This window comes from Pseudomonas sp. GNP014, from assembly GCF_054344005.1.
On record NZ_JBTGUS010000001.1, the window covers coordinates 161,552 to 178,751 of the forward strand.

The following is a 17,200-nucleotide window of genomic DNA, read 5'->3' on the forward strand; positions in this document are numbered from 1 at the left end:
GTCCCGGTTTTGCAAAACCTGCTCACAAAGCCTTGGCAGTTGAATTACTGTTACTGCCTGTCCTGCCAGGTGAACCACCATCGGCAAGTCATGCCGAGATCCTTGCAGGCTCACGCCTACAGGGGATATGTGTTTCGTCCGCAAGACCACAATAACCATAAAAATCCGAGGTACTTCCTGTGGCCGTTGATATCGAAGATAGCCGCTCTGCGCGCTTTGCCTTGCGCTGTTCAAGCTTTGCCGAACGCTGGTTTCCCGACTCCTGGGTATTCGCCGCACTGGCGGTGATCATCGTTGCGCTCGCCACCCTGGCCATGGGCGCCAAACCCACCGATGCCGCGATGGCGTTCGGTGACGGGTTCTGGAGCCTGATTCCGTTCACCATGCAAATGGCCTTCGTGGTGATCGGCGGCTATGTGGTCGCCAGTTCCCCGCCCGCGGTGAAACTGATTGATCGTCTGGCGCGGATCCCGAAAAACGGGCGCTCCGCGGTGGCCTGGGTCGCGTTGATCTCGATGGTCGCGTCCCTGCTCAACTGGGGTCTGTCGCTGGTGTTCGGCGGCTTGCTGGTACGCGCCCTCGCCCGCCGTACCGATCTGAAAATGGATTACCGTGCCGCTGGCGCCGCTGCCTATCTGGGCCTTGGCGCAGTGTGGGCCTTGGGTCTGTCATCGTCGGCCGCACAGTTACAGGCCAACCCGGCCAGCCTGCCGCCGTCGATCCTGTCGATCACCGGGGTAATCCCGTTCACCGAAACCATTTTCCTCTGGCAGTCCGGCGTGATGCTGCTGGCCCTGATCGTGGTCTCGATCATCATCGCCTACGCCACCGCACCCGGCCCCCATTCGGCACGAGACGCCAAGGCCTGCGGCATCGACCCGGCCTTCAACCTGCCACCGCTGCAACCGCGCACGCGCCCTGGCGAATGGCTGGAGCACAGTCCGCTGCTGATCATCGTGCTGGTGCTGCTGGCGGCGGGGTGGCTGTTCCACGAATTCTCGACCAAACCGGCGATTACCGCAATTTCCGGCCTCAACACCTACAACTTCCTGTTCATCATGCTCGGTGCGTTGCTGCACTGGCGTCCGCGCAGTTTCCTCGACGCCGTGGCCCGCGCCGTGCCGACCACCACCGGCGTGCTGATCCAGTTCCCGCTGTACGGCTCGATTGCCGCATTGATGACCACGGTCAAAGGCACCGACGCGCAAACCCTGGCGCATCACATTTCGACATTCTTCGTCAGCATCGCCTCCCACGACACCTATGCGCTGTTGATGGGGGTGTACTCGGCGATTCTCGGGTTCTTCATTCCGTCCGGCGGCGGCAAATGGATCATCGAAGCGCCGTACGTGATGCAGGTCGCCAATGATCTGCAATACCACCTCGGCTGGGCGGTGCAGATCTACAACGCTGCCGAAGCGCTGCCGAACCTGATCAACCCCTTCTACATGCTGCCGTTACTGGGCGTACTCGGGCTGAAGGCCCGGGATCTGATCGGCTTCTCGTTTGTGCAATTGCTGGTGCACACGCCGCTGGTATTGCTGTTGCTGTGGGCGCTGGGAACGACATTGGCGTATACGCCGCCGGTGATGCCGTAAGTCAGAAGCAACACATACCCGATGGGAGCCAGGCAGTTGGCTCCCACATTTGTTCCGTGGCGGCATCAAGTCGTCACCCAACCGTCACATTCAATTGTTAGCGTCCGCCCGAAACATACTGAAACAATTAAGTAAAAACGGGCTGACAGATGAAAGACGAAACAGACGCCACTGACGCACCTGAATCCGACCAACCCTCCGACACCAGCCGCCGCCGCTTCCTCGGCGGGGTCGCGGTGCTCGGGGTGGGCGCGACGCTCGCCGGATGCGGCAACGCCAGCGATCAGCCCGGCAAACCGGCGGAGCACCCGCTGACCCCGGCCGAGCTGGACAAGGCCCTGCGCGACCAGGTGAAAACCGTGGTGGTGATCTACGCCGAGAACCGTAGCTTCAATAACCTGTTCGGCGACTTCCCCGGTGTTGAAAAGCCGCTGTCGGCGCTCAAACCTGCCGACTATCAACAACGTGATCGCGATGGCTCGCTGCTGCAAACCTTGCCGCCCGTCTGGGGCGGCGTGCTGCAGATCGGCCCGCAAACCCTCGATGGCGTGACCTACCCCAGCGCTACCCAGTTCCAGGAAAACCTGCCCAACGCCCCGTTTGCCCTCAAAGGCCCGAATGGCGAAGACCTGCCATTCGGTCTGGTCACCCGCGACCTGTGGCACGTGTTCTATCAGAACCAGATGCAGATCAACGGTGGCAAGAACGACGGTTTCGTCGCCTGGGCCGATTCCGGTGGCCTGACCATGGGCCACTATGCACAGAGCCGTTACTCGCTGCGCTTGTGGGATGTCGCGCAGGAGTTCGTGCTGTGCGACAACTTCTTCCAGGGTGCCTTCGGTGGCTCGTTCCTCAATCACCAGTACCTGATCAGCGCCACCGCGCCGTTCTATCCGGACGCGGCCAATTCGGTGGCCAAGTCGCAGATTGCCACGCTGCAAAGCGCCGATCCCGCCGACCCGCGCCTCAAGCCGCTGGAGCAATCGCCGGCGAGCGCCATGAGCGGGCCGCCACAATTCGGCCCGAGCGCGCTGACCCCGGATGGCTTCGGCGTCAACACCCTTGCTCCGCCCTACTGGCCGACGTGGATTCGCGACCCGGAGCGCCCGGCGTATTCCAAACCGGATCTGCCCAACGTGCTGGTGCCACAGACCCACGAGCACATTGGCGACAAGCTGTCGAAGAAAAACGTCGACTGGGCGTGGTATGCCGGGGCTTGGCAGGCGACGCTGGAGCAGTACAAGGATTCCGGCGGCATTCCGAAAATCCCGAACTTCCAGTATCACCACCAGCCGTTCAACTACTTCAAGCAACAAGGTCCGGAAAACCCGCAGGAGCGCAACAAGCGCCTGCGCGATGCCGGTCTGGGGGAGGAGTCGAGTACCAACAAGTTCTTCGCCGATGCCGAGGCCGGCAAGCTGCCGGCGGTCACGTTCTATAAGCCTCAAGGCAACCTGAACATGCACGCCGGTTACGCCGACGTGGCGTCCGGGGATCGGCACATCGTCCGCGCCCTGAAGGTGCTGCGCGAAAGCCCGCAGTGGAAAAACATGGTGGTGATCGTCACCGTCGATGAAAACGGCGGCTGGTGGGATCACGTCGCGCCGCCCAAGGGCGATCGTTGGGGGCCGGGGTCGCGGGTGCCGGCGCTGGTGGTGTCGCCGTTCGCCCGCAAGGGCACGGTGGATCATACGGTCTACGACACGGCGTCGATCCTGCGCCTGATTACCCGGGTGTTCCAGCTCGAAACCCTCGACGGTCTCAAGCAGCGTGACGAGGCAATGATCGCCCGTGGCCAGCAACCCATGGGCGACTTGACCAACGCCCTGCACTTTCCGGCCTGAAACCCGGTCCTGCGGGCTGACGCAAAAATCCGTGAATGACGGCTTCTCTGTGCAACACGGCTGATCCAATATGAAGCGCCCCCGACTCGCGGGGGAACCCACGCTGAAAAGGATCTGAGCATGTTCAAACTCGCAGGACTTACCCCCGCCGCACTGGCTCTGGCTGCGCTCACACTGAGCGCGGCCGCCCACGCCGATGTCGATCTGAAGCTGGGCAGCACCGAACGCGTCACCCGCCTCTTTGCCTTTCCCAACAACTGCAACGTGATCTGCTTCCGCAACTGGACGCTGGAACAGACCGTCGCGCATTACCTGAGCCAAAGCGTGCAACGCGATGGCTACACCAATGCCAAGGTGCTGGTGAAGAACGATAACGGGCAGATTTACGCCGAGATCAGTGGCGTGCCCAAAGGCTACGACAAGCCGCTGTCAGCGCTGCTCGATGCCGGCGACCTGGCGTATACCGGCGCCAGCAAGCTCAATGCCGATGGCAAATGGGCGTATAGCTGGTATCTGTTCCTGCCGCTGGGCATGGCCCTGGAAAACCGCAAAAGCGTCGAACTGCTGCACTTCCCGCCGGATTACTCGCTGACCCAGGCCCAGGATTATCTGCGCTCGAACACCACCGATCGCTGGGCCACGCTGCTGACCGTCAACGGCATCCCGGCTGAGCAGACGCCGGCCTATCAGACCATCATCGACATCGCCCCGATCGCCGCGCCATCGAACGCGGGCAGTGATCTGGAAGGTGTGTACGACTACTTCAAGGATTACCAGACCACCCTGGTCAAGCAGTTCAGCCAGACCGGCAACGGCACGACGCTGCCGATGGTCGCGTTCGGCGCGCCGGTGCGTAACTGGATCAAGCAGCAATATGGGCCGACGGTGAATGTGCTGGGCCTGGCGACCATCAGCCCGAGCGCTGGCGTGAAAGTCCCGGTGCTGGGGTCGAACCACCCGAGTTACATCTGGTACGCCGCCGACCCGAAAAGCTACACCGGCGACGATGCACAAGCCAAGGCTGACGCCGCAGGCCTGAAAGTCATGGGCCAGGATTTGAGCGCGGCCTGCTGGCAGGCTGGCATGGGCAGCAAACCGGGCACGGATCCTTCGACGCTGCTCAACAGCTGCACGCAAACCTGGCAAGTCACGCAGAAAGTCAAAACCTGCGAACTGTTTTACACCTCGATTCGCAACTTGAGTCAGCAAGACGCTGCCGCCAAGTGCGCCTCCACGCCAATCAAAGCTCAATTGCAGCAACTGAAGGCGCCGTTGCCCGACGCCGTGGTACCTGCACCGCACCTGTAATCGGTAGAGGCTTGATTCCCGTGTCAGCCTTGGCTGACGCGGGAAAGCGTCTATATCGCCTGTCAGATCTGACAGTAGACCGGTTATACCTGTTACGCGAAGATTGGATCCAAATTGAAACGCTGCAGCACTGACAGGACGTCAACCCAAGGAAGTCGCAAGCACCTTGCGACAAGGATCGTTATGAACACCCGCACCCTGGCGCATATCGCGCCACGCGATACCGAAGGCATTTATCCGTTTGCCGGCCTGCCCGTGCGCCTCGGATTTCCCTCTCGCGCCGACTTCGAAATCATTCACGACGAGTACGGCGCACCCTTGGCGGTGGCGGTGCGCCGCGAATTTCTGCACACCCGGCGGATGTGTAGGGTTTCGGGACAGCTGTTGCCCTATCGCTGCCGGCAGACCCGACAGTTGCTGAACGGTATCCACCTCTACGATCCACGCTTCTGCGGATTGCTCGAACACGCCTGCGATCCCAACGTGTTTCTCGACATGAGCGAGTTATGGCTATGGGCGCTGAAAGATATCCACAGCGGCGAGCGGCTGACCATGGACTACGCCGCCACCGAAGACAAACTGCTGCGCCAGTTTGCCTGCGGTTGCGGTTCGCCACGTTGCCGTGGCTGGATCACCGGACACAACGAGCCACCGAGCCTGGAGGGCCAGCACTTTTTGCAGTGCTGGCGGCGCCAGTGCTCGCGCTGACCAGCGCTTACAACGCGCCGACCGGACGCAGGCGATACTGCGGCGGCAATTGCTCGAAACCGCTGATGGTGGTGTTCAGGCTCTTCCAGCGACCGTCCTTGATGCCGTAGATGCAACCGTGGATCGACAGGCTTTGCCCGCGATGCCAGGCGTTCTGGATGATGCTGGTGTGGGCAACGTTGGCGACTTGCTGGATGACGTTAAGCTCGCACAGGCGATCAACCTGCTCTTCTTCGGTCGGCAGTTTGGCCAGCTCTTCGCGTTTTTCGTAGTACAGATCGCGGATCGAACGCAGCCAGCCGTCGATCAGGCCGAACTGCCGGTCCTGCATCGAGGCGCGCACGCCGCCGCAACCGTAGTGGCCGGTGACGAGGATGTGTTTGACTTTAAGTACGTCGACCGCGTACTGGATCACCGACAGGCAGTTGAGGTCGGTGTGCAGCACGACGTTGGCGACGTTACGGTGCACGAACAGATCGCCCGGCAGCATGCCGACGATTTCGTTGGCCGGCACTCGCGCATCGGAACAGCCGATCCACAGGTATTCCGGCGTTTGCTGACGCGCCAGCTTGGCGAAGAAATCCGGGTCTTCCTTGGTGATCGCGTCAGCCCAACGCTCGTTGTTATCAATCAGGTCTTGTAAGTCGTGCATGCTGTAAGGCCTCAAGAAAGATGCGCAGGTATGACAGACGCCCACCCGTCGGGGTCACGAGAAGATCGCAAGTGTTTTCGTTGGAATTCTCGTGGATGCGGTGAGTCCACCTAGTAAGGCCCACAGTATGAGGATTTGCCATGACTGATTCACGACGCCCTTACGATGCGGTGCAACCGGAGCCCATCGATGATAACGAAGACCGCATGGGCTCGGTGCACGAGCTGGATTTCGATGAGGACGAACCCAGTGCGAAGATCGGTGACGAGATTCCTGAGCGTGAACGCGAGCACCTGATGCCCGACGAGCGGGTGCGTGAAGCCGGGCTCACCGGCGCATCGACCGCTGACCATGAACCAACCGACGATGATATGAGCCCGGAAAAGCTGATTCGTGAAGACGGCGCGCGAGATGCCGAAGAGGCTGGCGACGGCAGCCCGGCGGATTGGGATTTGAGCCTGGTCGATGAAGATGACATCGGCGGTGGTAATGGGCTGGATGAGGCGGAACTGGCGCGGCGCGATCCATTGGATGGCAATCGCTGATTTTGCTTGCCCGTCACACCGCTAAGCCCGCAGGCCGGTTCCCACAGGTTTTTGGGTTGGTCACACTGTGTGTGCACGAACCCGTTCCAGTGTGGGAGCCAGCCTGCTGGTGATGCTTTTAAGCTGAATCAGTCAACCAGGGTGCAGGCCATGACCACCGCGTCTTCACGCCCACCCACCGCCGGATAATAGTCGCGCCGCCGGCCAATCTCGTTGAAGCCATACCGCTCATACAGTTTGAAAGCTGCGGTGTTGCTGTCGCGCACTTCCAGGAAGCACTCGCGTGCCTCTGCGGCATATGCCCGCGACATCAGATGCTCGAGCAGCGTCAGCCCCAGCCCACGCCCCTGATTCTCCGGTTTGACCGTGATGTTAAGCAGATGCGCCTCATCCAGAATGATCTGCACTACACCATGACCGACCTGCTGCTGGCCTTCGAACATCAGCCAGATCTGGTACTTGCCCAGCCCGTCGAGAAAAATCCCCCGCGTCCACGGGTGGCTGTAGGCAGCGAACTCAATCTTCAGTACGGCGTCCAGATCCGCTTCGGTCATCGGGCGGAACGTTACAGCGTCACTCATTCGATTCTTTCCAGCGCGCCATCAGCCGACGCATCGCTTGCCACACAGCGGCCTTGCGCTGTGGCTCTTCCATTAACAATTCCAGACCGGGAATCGCCCAGGCCGAGCCCAGGCCTTCGATCTGCAATTCACGATTGAACGCTTCAGCATCCGCTTCACCGGCAAACCTTACCGCCGGCAAGCCGATCAGCCACAGGCAGGCGCACGGCGCCGCTTCCATTTGCACCGACAGAAAGCCTTGAACGAAGTCGCGCGCTGCTTCCGGGCCCTGATCCAGCGTGCCCCGGTTCAACCACGGCCAACGCACCGGCTCGCCAACGATCTGCGGCGCGTCCGGCAGACCGGCGGCGCGCAGCATGTCTTTAAGCAGCAGATAGGCCGGATCGCGGCTTTGGAAGGCTTCGCCTGTGGGTAACTCCACCAGCAGCAGGCAGCGCCCGGCGCGCAGTAATTGCAGGGCGAAGCGCGGTGGGGGCACGGGTGCCGGTTTGGCGACCACCGGCGTGTCGTCGACCTCTTCCACCGGTTTGGCGCCATTGCGCGTACTGGCGAGCGAGGGGCGCGGCACTTCGATTTTCGGCCGTTCGACCGGACGGGCAGCCGGTTGCACCGCTGCTTCGGCCTGCACAACCGGCATCACCACGACCTCCGGCTCAGGCTCGGGCATGTCCAGCAGCTCGGGCCGCGACGGGGCGGCGAAAGGCAATTCGGTGCGCGGCAGCCAGTTGACCACCTGCATGGCGTTCAAATAGGCGCGGCGGCGGGACTCGATAAGCAAAGGTCGGCCACTTGTGGATAACTGAAAGTGCGCTGATTCTACCGCCCTTCGCTCAAGATCGCTTGCTGTTGATCGATAGCCTTGAGCAAAGCTCTCCACCCTGAAAATTCGACAGCCCGTCCCGAGAGTGAATCGCATCGTCGCTGATGCAGTACAATCGCGGCTTTTAATCGCCAACCAGCCGGCCATTCCGATGATCGAACCCAAGCGCGTCTTGCGCGCCCTCGCTGAACACTGGGCACTTCTGGAGCCACTGTGCGAGCACTTCGACCAGGGCACCCTGAGCCTCAACGAACTGCGCACGCAACTGGCCGCCCAACAACTGGACAGCACGCCGCAGGACATCACCAGCCTGCTCGACGTGTGGATTCGCCTTGACATTCTGGTGCCCGTGGCGAAAAGCCCGAACCGTTTCGAGCTCAACGCGCAGATCCACGACTTCCTCGCCTACCTGCGCCGTGAACACCGGCTGGGCCTGTGCCTGGAGATCGAAGCCTACCTGCGTCACCTCGAACGTCTGGCCGGCTACATTCAGGATGCGTTCGACGTCCGCGACGGCAACGACCTCGCCCGCCAGCTGCGCCTGCTCGACATGCGCGTGCGTGACGTGCTGAAAAAGCTCGATAACGACGAGCAGGCGCTGGTGGCCGTGGCCGAACGCGCCAAGACCAGCGACCGGCAGATCCCGCTGCGTCAGCGTTACGCCGAAGTCCTGGCGACCTGGGACGAATACGTCGAGCCGATGATTGATCTGGTGAACGCCGACGGCGCTTTCGAGCAAGGTGTGCGCAAAGTCGAAACCGTGCTGCTGAAGATGCTCAGCGAACAGCAGCGCCTCGGCCATCTGGTCGATGACGACATGCTGCTGCGCACCCACGCGCGCATCCTCGAAATGCAGACCAGCGCCCAGCTGACCCTGCGCCACGCCCGTGAACTGCTGCTGCCGCTGCGTGAAGAAGCGCGCCGGCACAACGCCGTGACCCGTGGCGCGGCCCTGGCGCTGGCGGCGATCCGCCGTAAAGGCATCGACGCCGTGCCGCAAGCGGCGATGCCGCTGTTCACCCGCCCGCAAAGCACCTTCCTCGGCAGTGCCAGTCAGGTCGAAGCCTACGTCTACGCCCTGGCGCGTTTCGAGCCGAAACCGGCGCGCTTCCCCAAGGCACACAAGACGCAGAAAGCCGGCGATGCCCCACGTGCACCGCGCACCGTGCGCGAGATGGTCGAGCGTTGCGAAGAGTCCCTGCCGATGCCGGATCTGATGACCTGGCTGCTGGAGCAGGAACCGGACGGTGCCACCGACGAATTGCTCTACTGGTTCTCGCGCCTGTCGCGGGAAAAACGCTTCAAGCGCGAGCGTCTGGAACGCCGCGAATATCACACTCACGAGCACCAGGTCAGCCTGCGCTCCTTCGCCCTGCTCTCGGCCAGCGACACCGCCGCCGAGAATTCCGCGAGCACATCCAATGCATCTTGATCTTTCCGAACTGTCGCAACTCGCGCCGATCTTCCGCGAGCTGTTCAAGGGTTACCACGTCAGCCGCCGCGACCCGGAGCTGTACGCGCAACTGTCGAACTTCCAGGACCAGTACCGCACGCTGTTCAAGGCGCTGGGCTTTGAACTGGTCTGCGACACCCGTGGTTTCTATTACTTTGTGCCGGACATGGCGGCAGCGGCGGTGAACAAGACGGCTCAGCGTCTGGCGCTGTTCACCTTCATCCTCGTCGAGCACCTGGCCGATCAGGGCCGCGACCCGATCGCCGTGCTCGACGGCGGCAGCCTCGGGCGTGAAGAACTGCCGTCGCTGCTGGATAAATACCGCGACCTGTTCATTCAGGCCGAAGTGCAGACCGTCGAAGAACTCGAAGAAAAAATCATGCGCCGCATGACCCAGCTCGGTTTCGCCGGCGAAGAAAACGGCGTGTACCGTTTCCTGCCGCCGATGCACCGTTTCCTCGATGTGTGCCTGTCGGTGCAACAAGACCGCGATCTGGCGGCCAGCGTGCACAGCGTTCTGCCGCTGCCGGCACCGGTGCTGATCGACGAAGCCGCCGAAGCTAAATTCCTCGAGACTGACGATCCACTGGATCTGTCCGAATTTGACGAAGAAAGCGAAGAAGACGCACTGGCTAGAGCCATTGCCGAAGAACAGGAGTCCGACGCATGAGCCAGGAACGCTACGGCATCCGCCGCTTTGCCCTTTTGAACACCGCCGGTTACAGCCTCGGCCTGTTCCCGCTGGAAGAGCCGCTGTCGGTCTACGGTGCGAACAACCTCGGTAAATCGGCGTCGATCAACGCCCTGCAATTCCCGATTCTGGCGCGCATGTCGGACATGAGTTTCGGCAAGTACAGCCTGGAACAATCGCGGCGTTTCTACTTCGCCTCCGACACCAGCTACATCCTCGTCGAAGTGAACCTGCCCCACGGCCCACACGTGATCGGCGTGGTCGGTCGCGGTCCGGGCGGTGGCTTCGGTCACCAGTTCTTTGCCTACGCCGGCAAGCTCGACCTGGCGCATTACCAGAAGAACGACACCTGCCTGCGCCAGAAAGAACTGTTCAGCAACCTTGAGAAAGAAGGCCTGAAAGCCTACGAACTCAAGCCTGATGAACTGCGTCGCTTGCTGGTTGGCGGGCATACTTCGATCCCGCTGGACCTGACCCTGATCCCGCTGCGCTCCACCAGCGAGCAGAGCCTGAAGACCTTCCGAGCGCTGTTCATCAACCTGCTGCACATGCGCGAAATCACTGCGGCCAAGTTGAAGCAGCTGTTCCTCGATGCCTTCGAGCACAGCCTGCGTTCCGGCAGCGTCGACTACATCGCCGCGTGTGAAGAAGCCTTCCGCGATGTGCGCCGCATGGAGCAGGACTACAACTCGCTGGTCGCCGCCGGCCCGTTGGTCGAAGCCTTGGCCAACGGCGTGAAACAGCGTGACGTGCTGCGCGGCAAACTGCATCGCCTGTCGCCACTGCTCGACTCGTTGCTCGGCACTTGGTCGGACTACGCCAATGCGCGCAAGGAAGAGCTGACGATTCAGGCCGAACACTACCGTCGCGAGCAGGACGATCTGCAAAACGACCAACGTGGCGGCACGCAGGAGCTGATGCGCCTGGAACGGGAAATCTCCGGCATCCAGCGCTGGCTCGGCGAGTTGTCGGTGCTGAAGAACCGCTTCGCGCTGGTCGATGACGTCAAAGTCCTGGAGCAACAATTGCTCGCGGCCAAGGACGCTCACGACGAACTGGCCGGTGCGCTGGCGCAGTCCCGTCAGTTCAGCGCCGAGGATCTGGAAGAGCGTCTGCGCGATCTGGAAAAACGCCTGAAGTCGGTGAAGCAGCAACTCGATCACGCCGACAACAACAGCTACGCCCGCCTGCGCGAAGAGTTCTCGCAGCAGGACGTCGAGCGCTTGATGCGCCTGTTCAACAGCGCGCTGTTCAGCCTGCCGCTGGGCGAACACGGCATCACCCTCGACGAGGATGGCGAGTGGGTGAAATCGGTTGAGCTGATTCTTGATGGTTTCAAGGGCGAGCGTTTCGAAGTACCGGGCCTGTCGATCGACATCTCGCACATCGAGCCGCCGGCCCTGCAAGCACTGGCCGACCGTGCCGCGCTGCGCGACCAGAAAGAGCGTCTGGAAAAAGAGCTCAAGCAACTCAAGACTCAACAAGCTGTAGCCTCCGACCGCGCCGCGAGCAAGACCCAGACCGAAGCGCTGTACCAGCAAGTGCTCGACGCGCAGAAAGCCCTGGAAGACTTCCGTCGCACCCAGACCCTGAGCGCCGAAGAAGGCGACAAACTCGAGCAACTGGCGCAGATGGAAGCCGCGCAGGACGAACTCAAGCGCTCCAGCGATGCGTTCACCGAGCGCGTCCAGCAACTGTCGGCCAAGCTGCAACTGGTCGGCCGCCAGATCGCCGACATGGAAGCCAAGCAGCGCACCCTCGACGACGCGCTGCGCCGTCGTCAGTTGCTGCCGGCAGATCTGCCGTTCGGCACGCCGTTCATGGACCCGGTCGACGACTCGATGGACAACCTGCTGCCGCTGCTCAACGATTATCAGGACAGTTGGCAGGGCCTGCTCCGCGCCGACGGTCAGATCGAAGCGCTGTACGCGCAGGTACGCCTGAAAGGCGTGGCCAAGTTCGACAGCGAAGACGACATGGAGCGCCGTCTGTCGCTGCTGATCAACGCTTACGCGCACCGTACCGATGAAGCGCTGACGCTGGGCAAGGCCCGTCGTGCCGCGGTCACCGACATCGCCAGGACCCTGCGCAACATTCGCAGCGACTACGACAGCCTCGAACATCAACTGGCGCTGTTCAACCGCGAGATCAACAAGCGTCAGGTGTCCAACCTGCAGAGCTTCCGCATCGTCCTTGCGCCGAACAAGGAAGCGCTCAAGCACATCGACCAGATCATCCACAGCGCCGGTCAGTACGAAGAAGGCGAAACCCTGTCGGTGTTCGATCTGAGCCAAAGTGCCGAGCAGGACAACAAGAACGAAGAGGCCAAGGAATATCTGGCGCGGCTGGTGGCGGCAAACCACAACCAGCTCGGCCTCAAGGACTTGTTCGAACTGGCGTTCGAGATCACCAAGGTCAACGGCCAACCGGTGATCCACACCGACATCGATGGCGCGGCGTCCAACGGTACGACCATGACCATCAAGGCGTTGACCAACATGTACTTGTTGCTGCACTTGATGGACCGTGACCTCGCCGGTCGCGTGCGTCTGCCGTACTACCTCGACGAGGCGGCGGACATCGACGAGAAGAACCAGGCTGCGCTGCTGGAAACCAGTCTGCAACTGGGCTTCGTGCCGATTCTGGCGAGTGTGAAACCACAGGTCTGCGCCAGTGTCGCCATCGACCTGGAAGGCGGCAGCGGCCCGGCGGGCATCTACATCGACGAGGCGGATTGGAAGTACATCCGTCGTCATGATGTGGTGAAGGCGCCGCTGAACGTTGAAGCAGACGAACCGGAGCTGGATGCGGTTTGATCGGCGTTAACTGACGGCAATAAAAAGGGCCGCGATCCCATCGGATCGCGGCCCTTTTTTATGGCCTGGGGTTTGTGCTGGTTTTCAGGGCCTCATCGCTGGCAAGCCAGCTCCCACAGGTTTTTTGTCATGTACAAATTGTGAGTACACCGCCGACCACTGTGGGAGCAGGCTTGCCAGCGATGGCGTCCTTCCTGACGCCTGGTGAGCTAGAGGTTACTTACCGAGCGAAATCTTTGGCGCCCACGTCAGCCACTCATCCTCGAACTTGTCGAACAGCGGGAACGTCTGCTCAGCCCGCGCCGGATTGCCCATGCGTTCACCGTCCGGCGTAGCGAAAGCAATCCCACCCTGAATCGCCGTCTCCAGCGATTCCGTTCGCACCGTCAGCCCGTTGAACAAGCCGATATCAAAACCGACACCACTGGTGTTCCAGAACCGGCTACCGCTACGTACCAACGGCGCGTATTTTGGCTCGATCAGAATATGCACCAACACTCGATCAGCGGTTTGCCCCAGTTCATAACCGGTGACTTTACCCACGGTAATTTCACGGTAAGTCACCGGCACCCCCGGTTTCAGCGAACCACGACGGGCCGCACTCAAGACCAGACTCAGACCCGCCTCTTGCTTGGTCACTTCCGGCGCATTGGCCAAGGCAACAAAGTTCTTCTGCGGGCCGAGGTTCTTCGCCGCCGGCTGCACTTCGATGTACTGCCCAGTGACCAGGGTTTCCAGATTCTGGGTCTTGATCAGACCCAACTCCGGTTTGACCACCCAGAACTGACTGCCCACCCGGGCGATCTTCTCCGGCACTTCAGTGATGCGCGCGGTGAGGATGACCGACTGCAGGTCGTCGGTCAGATCAACGCTTTCGATCTTGCCGACATCCAGCCCCTTGAAGCGAACCGGGGTGCCGCTGCGCAAACCATCGGCGCGATCAACCTTGATCGTCACCACCGCGCCTTTCTGATTGGCTTCGTCATGATTGGCGAACAGACGGAAGCGCGGAATGCGCTTCTGCAACGGCGCTTTGGCTTGCGGCGTTTCGAAAGCAATACCGCCGGCCATCAGGGTCTGCAGCGACTCACTCTTCACCTGAATCCCGCCTGTCAGACCACCGGTCAGGGTGATACCGCTGACATTCCAGAAGCGGGTCGATGCGTTGACCAGGTTTTCGTACTCCTTCTCGATGTGCACACCGATGACCAGTTGCTTGCGGGTCTTGGAGAACTGATAGCTCTGCACCGACCCGACCTTGACCTGTTTGTACAGAATCGGGCTGCCGACATCGATGGAACCGAGGACGTCGGTGAACAGCACCAGGTGCAGCCCCGGGGAACGCAGATCCAGCGGCGGCGCTTTGGGGCGTGCCTCGAATTCACGTTTCGGTGCTGCCCCTTTATCACCCGGACGCACGGCGATGTAGTTGCCTTTCACCAACGCTTCCAGGCCGGTGATACCGGCCAGGGAAATCGATGGTTTAACCACCCAGAATTGCGTGCCGTCGACCAGATAATCCTCAGCCAGAGGATCAAGCGTCAGCTCGGCGGTGGCGCTGTTCAGATCCGGATCAACTTTCAACGCTTTCAGGTTGCCGACCTGAATGCCCTTGTACATCACCGGCGTTCGACCGGCCTGCAGGCCTTCGAAGTCACTGAGTTTGACCTTGACCCGAATGCCGGCAGCGGCGGCGTCGAAGTCTTCGTAAAGACGGAACGGCAGACTCGGGTCAGTCGGCGGACTGTCCTTGCGATTCTCCGGTGTGGCGAAAGCGATACCACCGGCGACGATACTCGCCAGGGATTCGCTGCGCACTTTCACGCCGGACAGGTTGGCGTCGATGCTGATGCCGCTGGCGTTCCAGAACCGCGTGTGTTTGCGCACCAGTTTGGCGTAGGTTGGCTCGATGAAGACTTTGAGCTCAACGGTGCTCTGGTCTTCTGACAGCACGTAGCTTTTGATCTGACCGACCTTGATCTGCTTGTAGAACACCGGACTGCCGCGGTTCAGCGAACCGAGGCGATCGGCCTTGATGGTCAGGTGCAGGCCGGGCTTGGAGTCCGACAGCGGCGGCTCTTCGGCCAGGGCCTTGAACTTGCGGGCGGGCTCGCCTTCACCGGGACTGATCGCGACGTAATTCCCGGACACCAGGGTTTCCAGGCCGGTGATACCGGCCAGGGTCACACTCGGTTTCACCAGCCAGAAGCGCGTGCTGGTCTTGAGGTATTGCTCGACGTCCTTGTTCATCTCGACGGTGGCGATCACGCCCTTGGAGTTGCCTTCGTCATCGAGTTTGAGCGCCTTGACCTTACCGACCGACATGCCCTTGTACATGACCTCGGTCTTGTTGGCCTGAATGCCTTCGCCGCTTTCGAAGCGAACCTGGATTTCAACACCGGTTTCCGTATAGGCACGCCAGCCAAGCCAGCCTCCGATGATCAACGCGATCAAGGGCAACACCCAAATGGCGGACCAGTTCGAGGCCGGTCGGGTTTTCGCTACAGGCAAATCAGTCATGGTCGTCGTCCGACTCCGTGTTATCCCAAATCAGTCGGGGATCGAAAGTTACTGCGGCGAGCATCGTCAGTATCACCACACTGGCGAAGGCGATGGCGCCAAGGTTGGCTTCGACACTGGCAAGCCGGCCGAAGTTGACGACCGCCACCAGAATGGCGATCACAAAAATATCGAGCATCGACCAGCGACCGATGAACTCGATGAAGCGGTACATCCAGATACGTTGCCGTGCAGACAATGGCTGACGTCGTTGCACCGAAAACAGCAGCAAGGCAATGCCCACCAGCTTGAAGGTCGGCACCAGAATACTGGCGATGAATACCACGGCGGCAATCGGGATCATGCCGTGCTGCACCAACTGGATCACGCCGGACATGATCGTGCTCGGATCACCCTGCCCCAAAGAACTGACAGTCATGATGGGCAGCACGTTGGCCGGAATGTAGATAATCGCCGCTGTAATCAACAGCGCCCAGGTCCGGGCCAGGCTATTGGGACGGCGAGCGTGGACCAGCGCGCCGCAGCGAGTGCAGCTTTGCTCATCGGTGTCCGCTTCCTGCCTGTTCAATTCGTGGCATTCGGTACAAATCAGAATGCCCGCATCAATCGCCCGCATGAGCATCCTCTCCTGATAACGCCTGCCAGATCTGATGCGGTGACATCACCACTTCCAGCCAGACCTGAACCAACAACAATCCAATGAAACACACCAGGCCCAGACCAACGCTGATCGCGGCCATGTCCGCCAGTTTGACGATCGCCACCAGAACGCCCATGAGGTAAACCTCGAGCATTCCCCAGTCTTTGAGGTGGTGGTAAATGCGGTACAGCAACAAGCCGTAGCTGCGACCGGCATCGAAGCGAATCGTCAGCAACACGAACAACTGGCACAGCAACTTGAGCAACGGTATGGCCATGCTGCACAGGAAGACAACGATTGAAACGCCCTGCATGTCAGTGTTGAACAGACCGAGCACGCCACTCCAGACCGTATCCTGCGAAGATTGCCCGAGGATATTGAGTTGCATGATGGGCAAAAAGTTTGCCGGGATGTACAACAGCAATGCCGCGATCACCAAGGCAAGGCTGCGCTGCACCACGTTATGGCGATGGGCATACAGTTCGTAACCGCAGCGCGGGCAGATGGCTTTTTCGCCGTGAGCAAGTTGTGGCTTGCGCATCAGCAGGTCGCACTCGTGACAGGCCACCAGGTCTTCCAGCGGTAATTCTGACAGCCCGCGGGCGTCAACCGACTCTGACATACAGGCTCTGGCTCCGAAAAAGATGGGGCTATTCTAGTGTTCTGATTCGAAAATAACTGTGCAAATTTGTTCGCTGACTAAGCAATAATTTTTCTACGGGCAAAACAAAACCCCAACTGCTTTCGCAATTGGGGTTTCGGAATTTAATCTTGACGATGACCTACTCTCACATGGGGAAACCCCACACTACCATCGGCGATGCATCGTTTCACTTCTGAGTTCGGGATGGGATCAGGTGGTTCCAACGCTCTATGGTCGTCAAGAAATTCGGGTACTGACTCGCGACCATCTGGCCTCGCTTCAGCAAATCGGGTATGTGATACAGGTGTCTTGTGAGCAGCGCGAACTTTCGGTTCGTTTCGTCTTCACACACCGCAATCTGCTCTCTTCGACGCAAATTGC

14 protein-coding genes and 1 rRNA gene are annotated in these 17,200 nt (G+C 60.6%); 8 read left to right on the forward strand and 7 right to left on the reverse strand.

The window, feature by feature from the left end; genetic code table 11:
- The first annotated feature begins 179 nt into the window (after positions 1-179).
- The 4 genes from ACXX9E_RS00775 to ACXX9E_RS00790 all read left to right on the forward strand — a co-directional run bounded on the left by ACXX9E_RS00775 (position 180) and on the right by ACXX9E_RS00790 (position 5,458).
- On the forward strand, positions 180-1,598 hold the full coding sequence (locus ACXX9E_RS00775) for a short-chain fatty acid transporter (protein ID WP_267805484.1): 1,419 nt from the start codon (positions 180-182) through the stop codon (positions 1,596-1,598).
- Between the two features lie 149 nt (positions 1,599-1,747).
- Positions 1,748-3,442: an acid phosphatase gene (locus ACXX9E_RS00780; protein WP_186748008.1), complete on the forward strand. Its 1,695-nt coding sequence runs from the start codon at positions 1,748-1,750 to the stop codon at positions 3,440-3,442.
- Positions 3,443-3,562: 120 nt separating this feature from the next.
- The gene (locus tag ACXX9E_RS00785; protein ID WP_123462998.1) at positions 3,563-4,750 is read left to right on the forward strand and encodes a hypothetical protein; all 1,188 of its coding nucleotides are present in this window, start codon (positions 3,563-3,565) and stop codon (positions 4,748-4,750) included.
- 183 nt (positions 4,751-4,933) lie between these two features.
- Positions 4,934-5,458: an SET domain-containing protein-lysine N-methyltransferase gene (locus tag ACXX9E_RS00790; protein WP_322375569.1), complete on the forward strand. Its 525-nt coding sequence runs from the start codon at positions 4,934-4,936 to the stop codon at positions 5,456-5,458.
- Positions 5,459-5,465: 7 nt separating this feature from the next.
- On the opposite strand, the gene can is transcribed toward ACXX9E_RS00790, so the two are convergent.
- The gene (can, locus tag ACXX9E_RS00795) at positions 5,466-6,110 is read right to left on the reverse strand and encodes a carbonate dehydratase (protein WP_123376595.1); all 645 of its coding nucleotides are present in this window, start codon (positions 6,108-6,110) and stop codon (positions 5,466-5,468) included.
- A 140-nt stretch (positions 6,111-6,250) separates the two neighbouring features.
- Between can and ACXX9E_RS00800 the strand changes: the two genes are divergently transcribed.
- A complete protein-coding gene (locus tag ACXX9E_RS00800; protein ID WP_458554926.1) occupies positions 6,251-6,655 on the forward strand; it encodes a serine kinase/phosphatase in 405 nt (134 codons plus the stop codon).
- Positions 6,656-6,783: 128 nt separating this feature from the next.
- Here the strand turns inward: ACXX9E_RS00800 and rimI are convergent, their stop codons facing one another.
- Both rimI and ACXX9E_RS00810 read right to left on the reverse strand, forming a co-directional pair.
- Complete coding sequence (gene rimI / locus ACXX9E_RS00805; protein ID WP_128614071.1) at positions 6,784-7,236, reverse strand: ribosomal protein S18-alanine N-acetyltransferase; 453 nt, start codon at positions 7,234-7,236, stop codon at positions 6,784-6,786.
- Positions 7,229-7,975 (reverse strand): energy transducer TonB, encoded by a 747-nt coding sequence (locus ACXX9E_RS00810; protein ID WP_222834454.1) that lies wholly within the window; start codon positions 7,973-7,975, stop codon positions 7,229-7,231. The genes rimI and ACXX9E_RS00810 overlap by 8 nt, the downstream gene beginning before the upstream one ends.
- Before the next feature lie 232 nt (positions 7,976-8,207).
- Between ACXX9E_RS00810 and mksB the strand changes: the two genes are divergently transcribed.
- From mksB to mksF, 3 genes are read left to right on the forward strand one after another with little or no spacing between them, the layout of a single operon-like run.
- Positions 8,208-9,488, forward strand: coding sequence for an Mks condensin complex protein MksB (gene mksB / locus ACXX9E_RS00815; protein WP_185015768.1), 1,281 nt, complete (start codon positions 8,208-8,210; stop codon positions 9,486-9,488).
- On the forward strand, positions 9,478-10,179 hold the full coding sequence (mksE, locus tag ACXX9E_RS00820; RefSeq protein WP_095136783.1) for an Mks condensin complex protein MksE: 702 nt from the start codon (positions 9,478-9,480) through the stop codon (positions 10,177-10,179). The genes mksB and mksE overlap by 11 nt, the downstream gene beginning before the upstream one ends.
- A complete protein-coding gene (gene mksF, locus ACXX9E_RS00825; protein WP_128615891.1) occupies positions 10,176-13,016 on the forward strand; it encodes an Mks condensin complex protein MksF in 2,841 nt (946 codons plus the stop codon). The genes mksE and mksF overlap by 4 nt, the downstream gene beginning before the upstream one ends.
- Positions 13,017-13,232: 216 nt before the next feature.
- On the opposite strand, the gene ACXX9E_RS00830 is transcribed toward mksF, so the two are convergent.
- The 4 genes from ACXX9E_RS00830 to rrf all read right to left on the reverse strand — a co-directional run bounded on the left by ACXX9E_RS00830 (position 13,233) and on the right by rrf (position 17,061).
- Positions 13,233-15,536: a PqiB family protein gene (locus tag ACXX9E_RS00830; RefSeq protein WP_267805492.1), complete on the reverse strand. Its 2,304-nt coding sequence runs from the start codon at positions 15,534-15,536 to the stop codon at positions 13,233-13,235.
- Positions 15,529-16,152: a paraquat-inducible protein A gene (locus tag ACXX9E_RS00835; protein ID WP_123462982.1), complete on the reverse strand. Its 624-nt coding sequence runs from the start codon at positions 16,150-16,152 to the stop codon at positions 15,529-15,531. The genes ACXX9E_RS00830 and ACXX9E_RS00835 overlap by 8 nt, the downstream gene beginning before the upstream one ends.
- A complete protein-coding gene (locus tag ACXX9E_RS00840; protein WP_458554927.1) occupies positions 16,139-16,798 on the reverse strand; it encodes a paraquat-inducible protein A in 660 nt (219 codons plus the stop codon). The genes ACXX9E_RS00835 and ACXX9E_RS00840 overlap by 14 nt, the downstream gene beginning before the upstream one ends.
- 147 nt (positions 16,799-16,945) lie before the next feature.
- Positions 16,946-17,061: ribosomal RNA gene (rrf, locus tag ACXX9E_RS00845) — 5S ribosomal RNA — on the reverse strand.
- Positions 17,062-17,200 lie beyond the last annotated feature (139 nt).

Bases quoted from the DNA above. Each gene is read 5' to 3' on its own strand.
- ACXX9E_RS00780 (WP_186748008.1), top strand. From the start codon at position 1,748: ATGAAAGACGAAACAGACGCCACTGACGCACCTGAATCCGACCAACCC.
- ACXX9E_RS00785 (WP_123462998.1), top strand. From the start codon at position 3,563: ATGTTCAAACTCGCAGGACTTACCCCCGCCGCACTGGCTCTGGCTGCG.
- ACXX9E_RS00790 (WP_322375569.1), top strand. From the start codon at position 4,934: ATGAACACCCGCACCCTGGCGCATATCGCGCCACGCGATACCGAAGGC.
- can (WP_123376595.1), bottom strand. From the start codon at position 6,110: ATGCACGACTTACAAGACCTGATTGATAACAACGAGCGTTGGGCTGAC.
- ACXX9E_RS00800 (WP_458554926.1), top strand. From the start codon at position 6,251: ATGACTGATTCACGACGCCCTTACGATGCGGTGCAACCGGAGCCCATC.
- rimI (WP_128614071.1), bottom strand. From the start codon at position 7,236: ATGAGTGACGCTGTAACGTTCCGCCCGATGACCGAAGCGGATCTGGAC.
- ACXX9E_RS00810 (WP_222834454.1), bottom strand. From the start codon at position 7,975: ATGCAGGTGGTCAACTGGCTGCCGCGCACCGAATTGCCTTTCGCCGCC.
- mksB (WP_185015768.1), top strand. From the start codon at position 8,208: ATGATCGAACCCAAGCGCGTCTTGCGCGCCCTCGCTGAACACTGGGCA.
- mksE (WP_095136783.1), top strand. From the start codon at position 9,478: ATGCATCTTGATCTTTCCGAACTGTCGCAACTCGCGCCGATCTTCCGC.
- mksF (WP_128615891.1), top strand. From the start codon at position 10,176: ATGAGCCAGGAACGCTACGGCATCCGCCGCTTTGCCCTTTTGAACACC.
- ACXX9E_RS00830 (WP_267805492.1), bottom strand. From the start codon at position 15,536: ATGACTGATTTGCCTGTAGCGAAAACCCGACCGGCCTCGAACTGGTCC.
- ACXX9E_RS00835 (WP_123462982.1), bottom strand. From the start codon at position 16,152: ATGCGGGCGATTGATGCGGGCATTCTGATTTGTACCGAATGCCACGAA.
- ACXX9E_RS00840 (WP_458554927.1), bottom strand. From the start codon at position 16,798: ATGTCAGAGTCGGTTGACGCCCGCGGGCTGTCAGAATTACCGCTGGAA.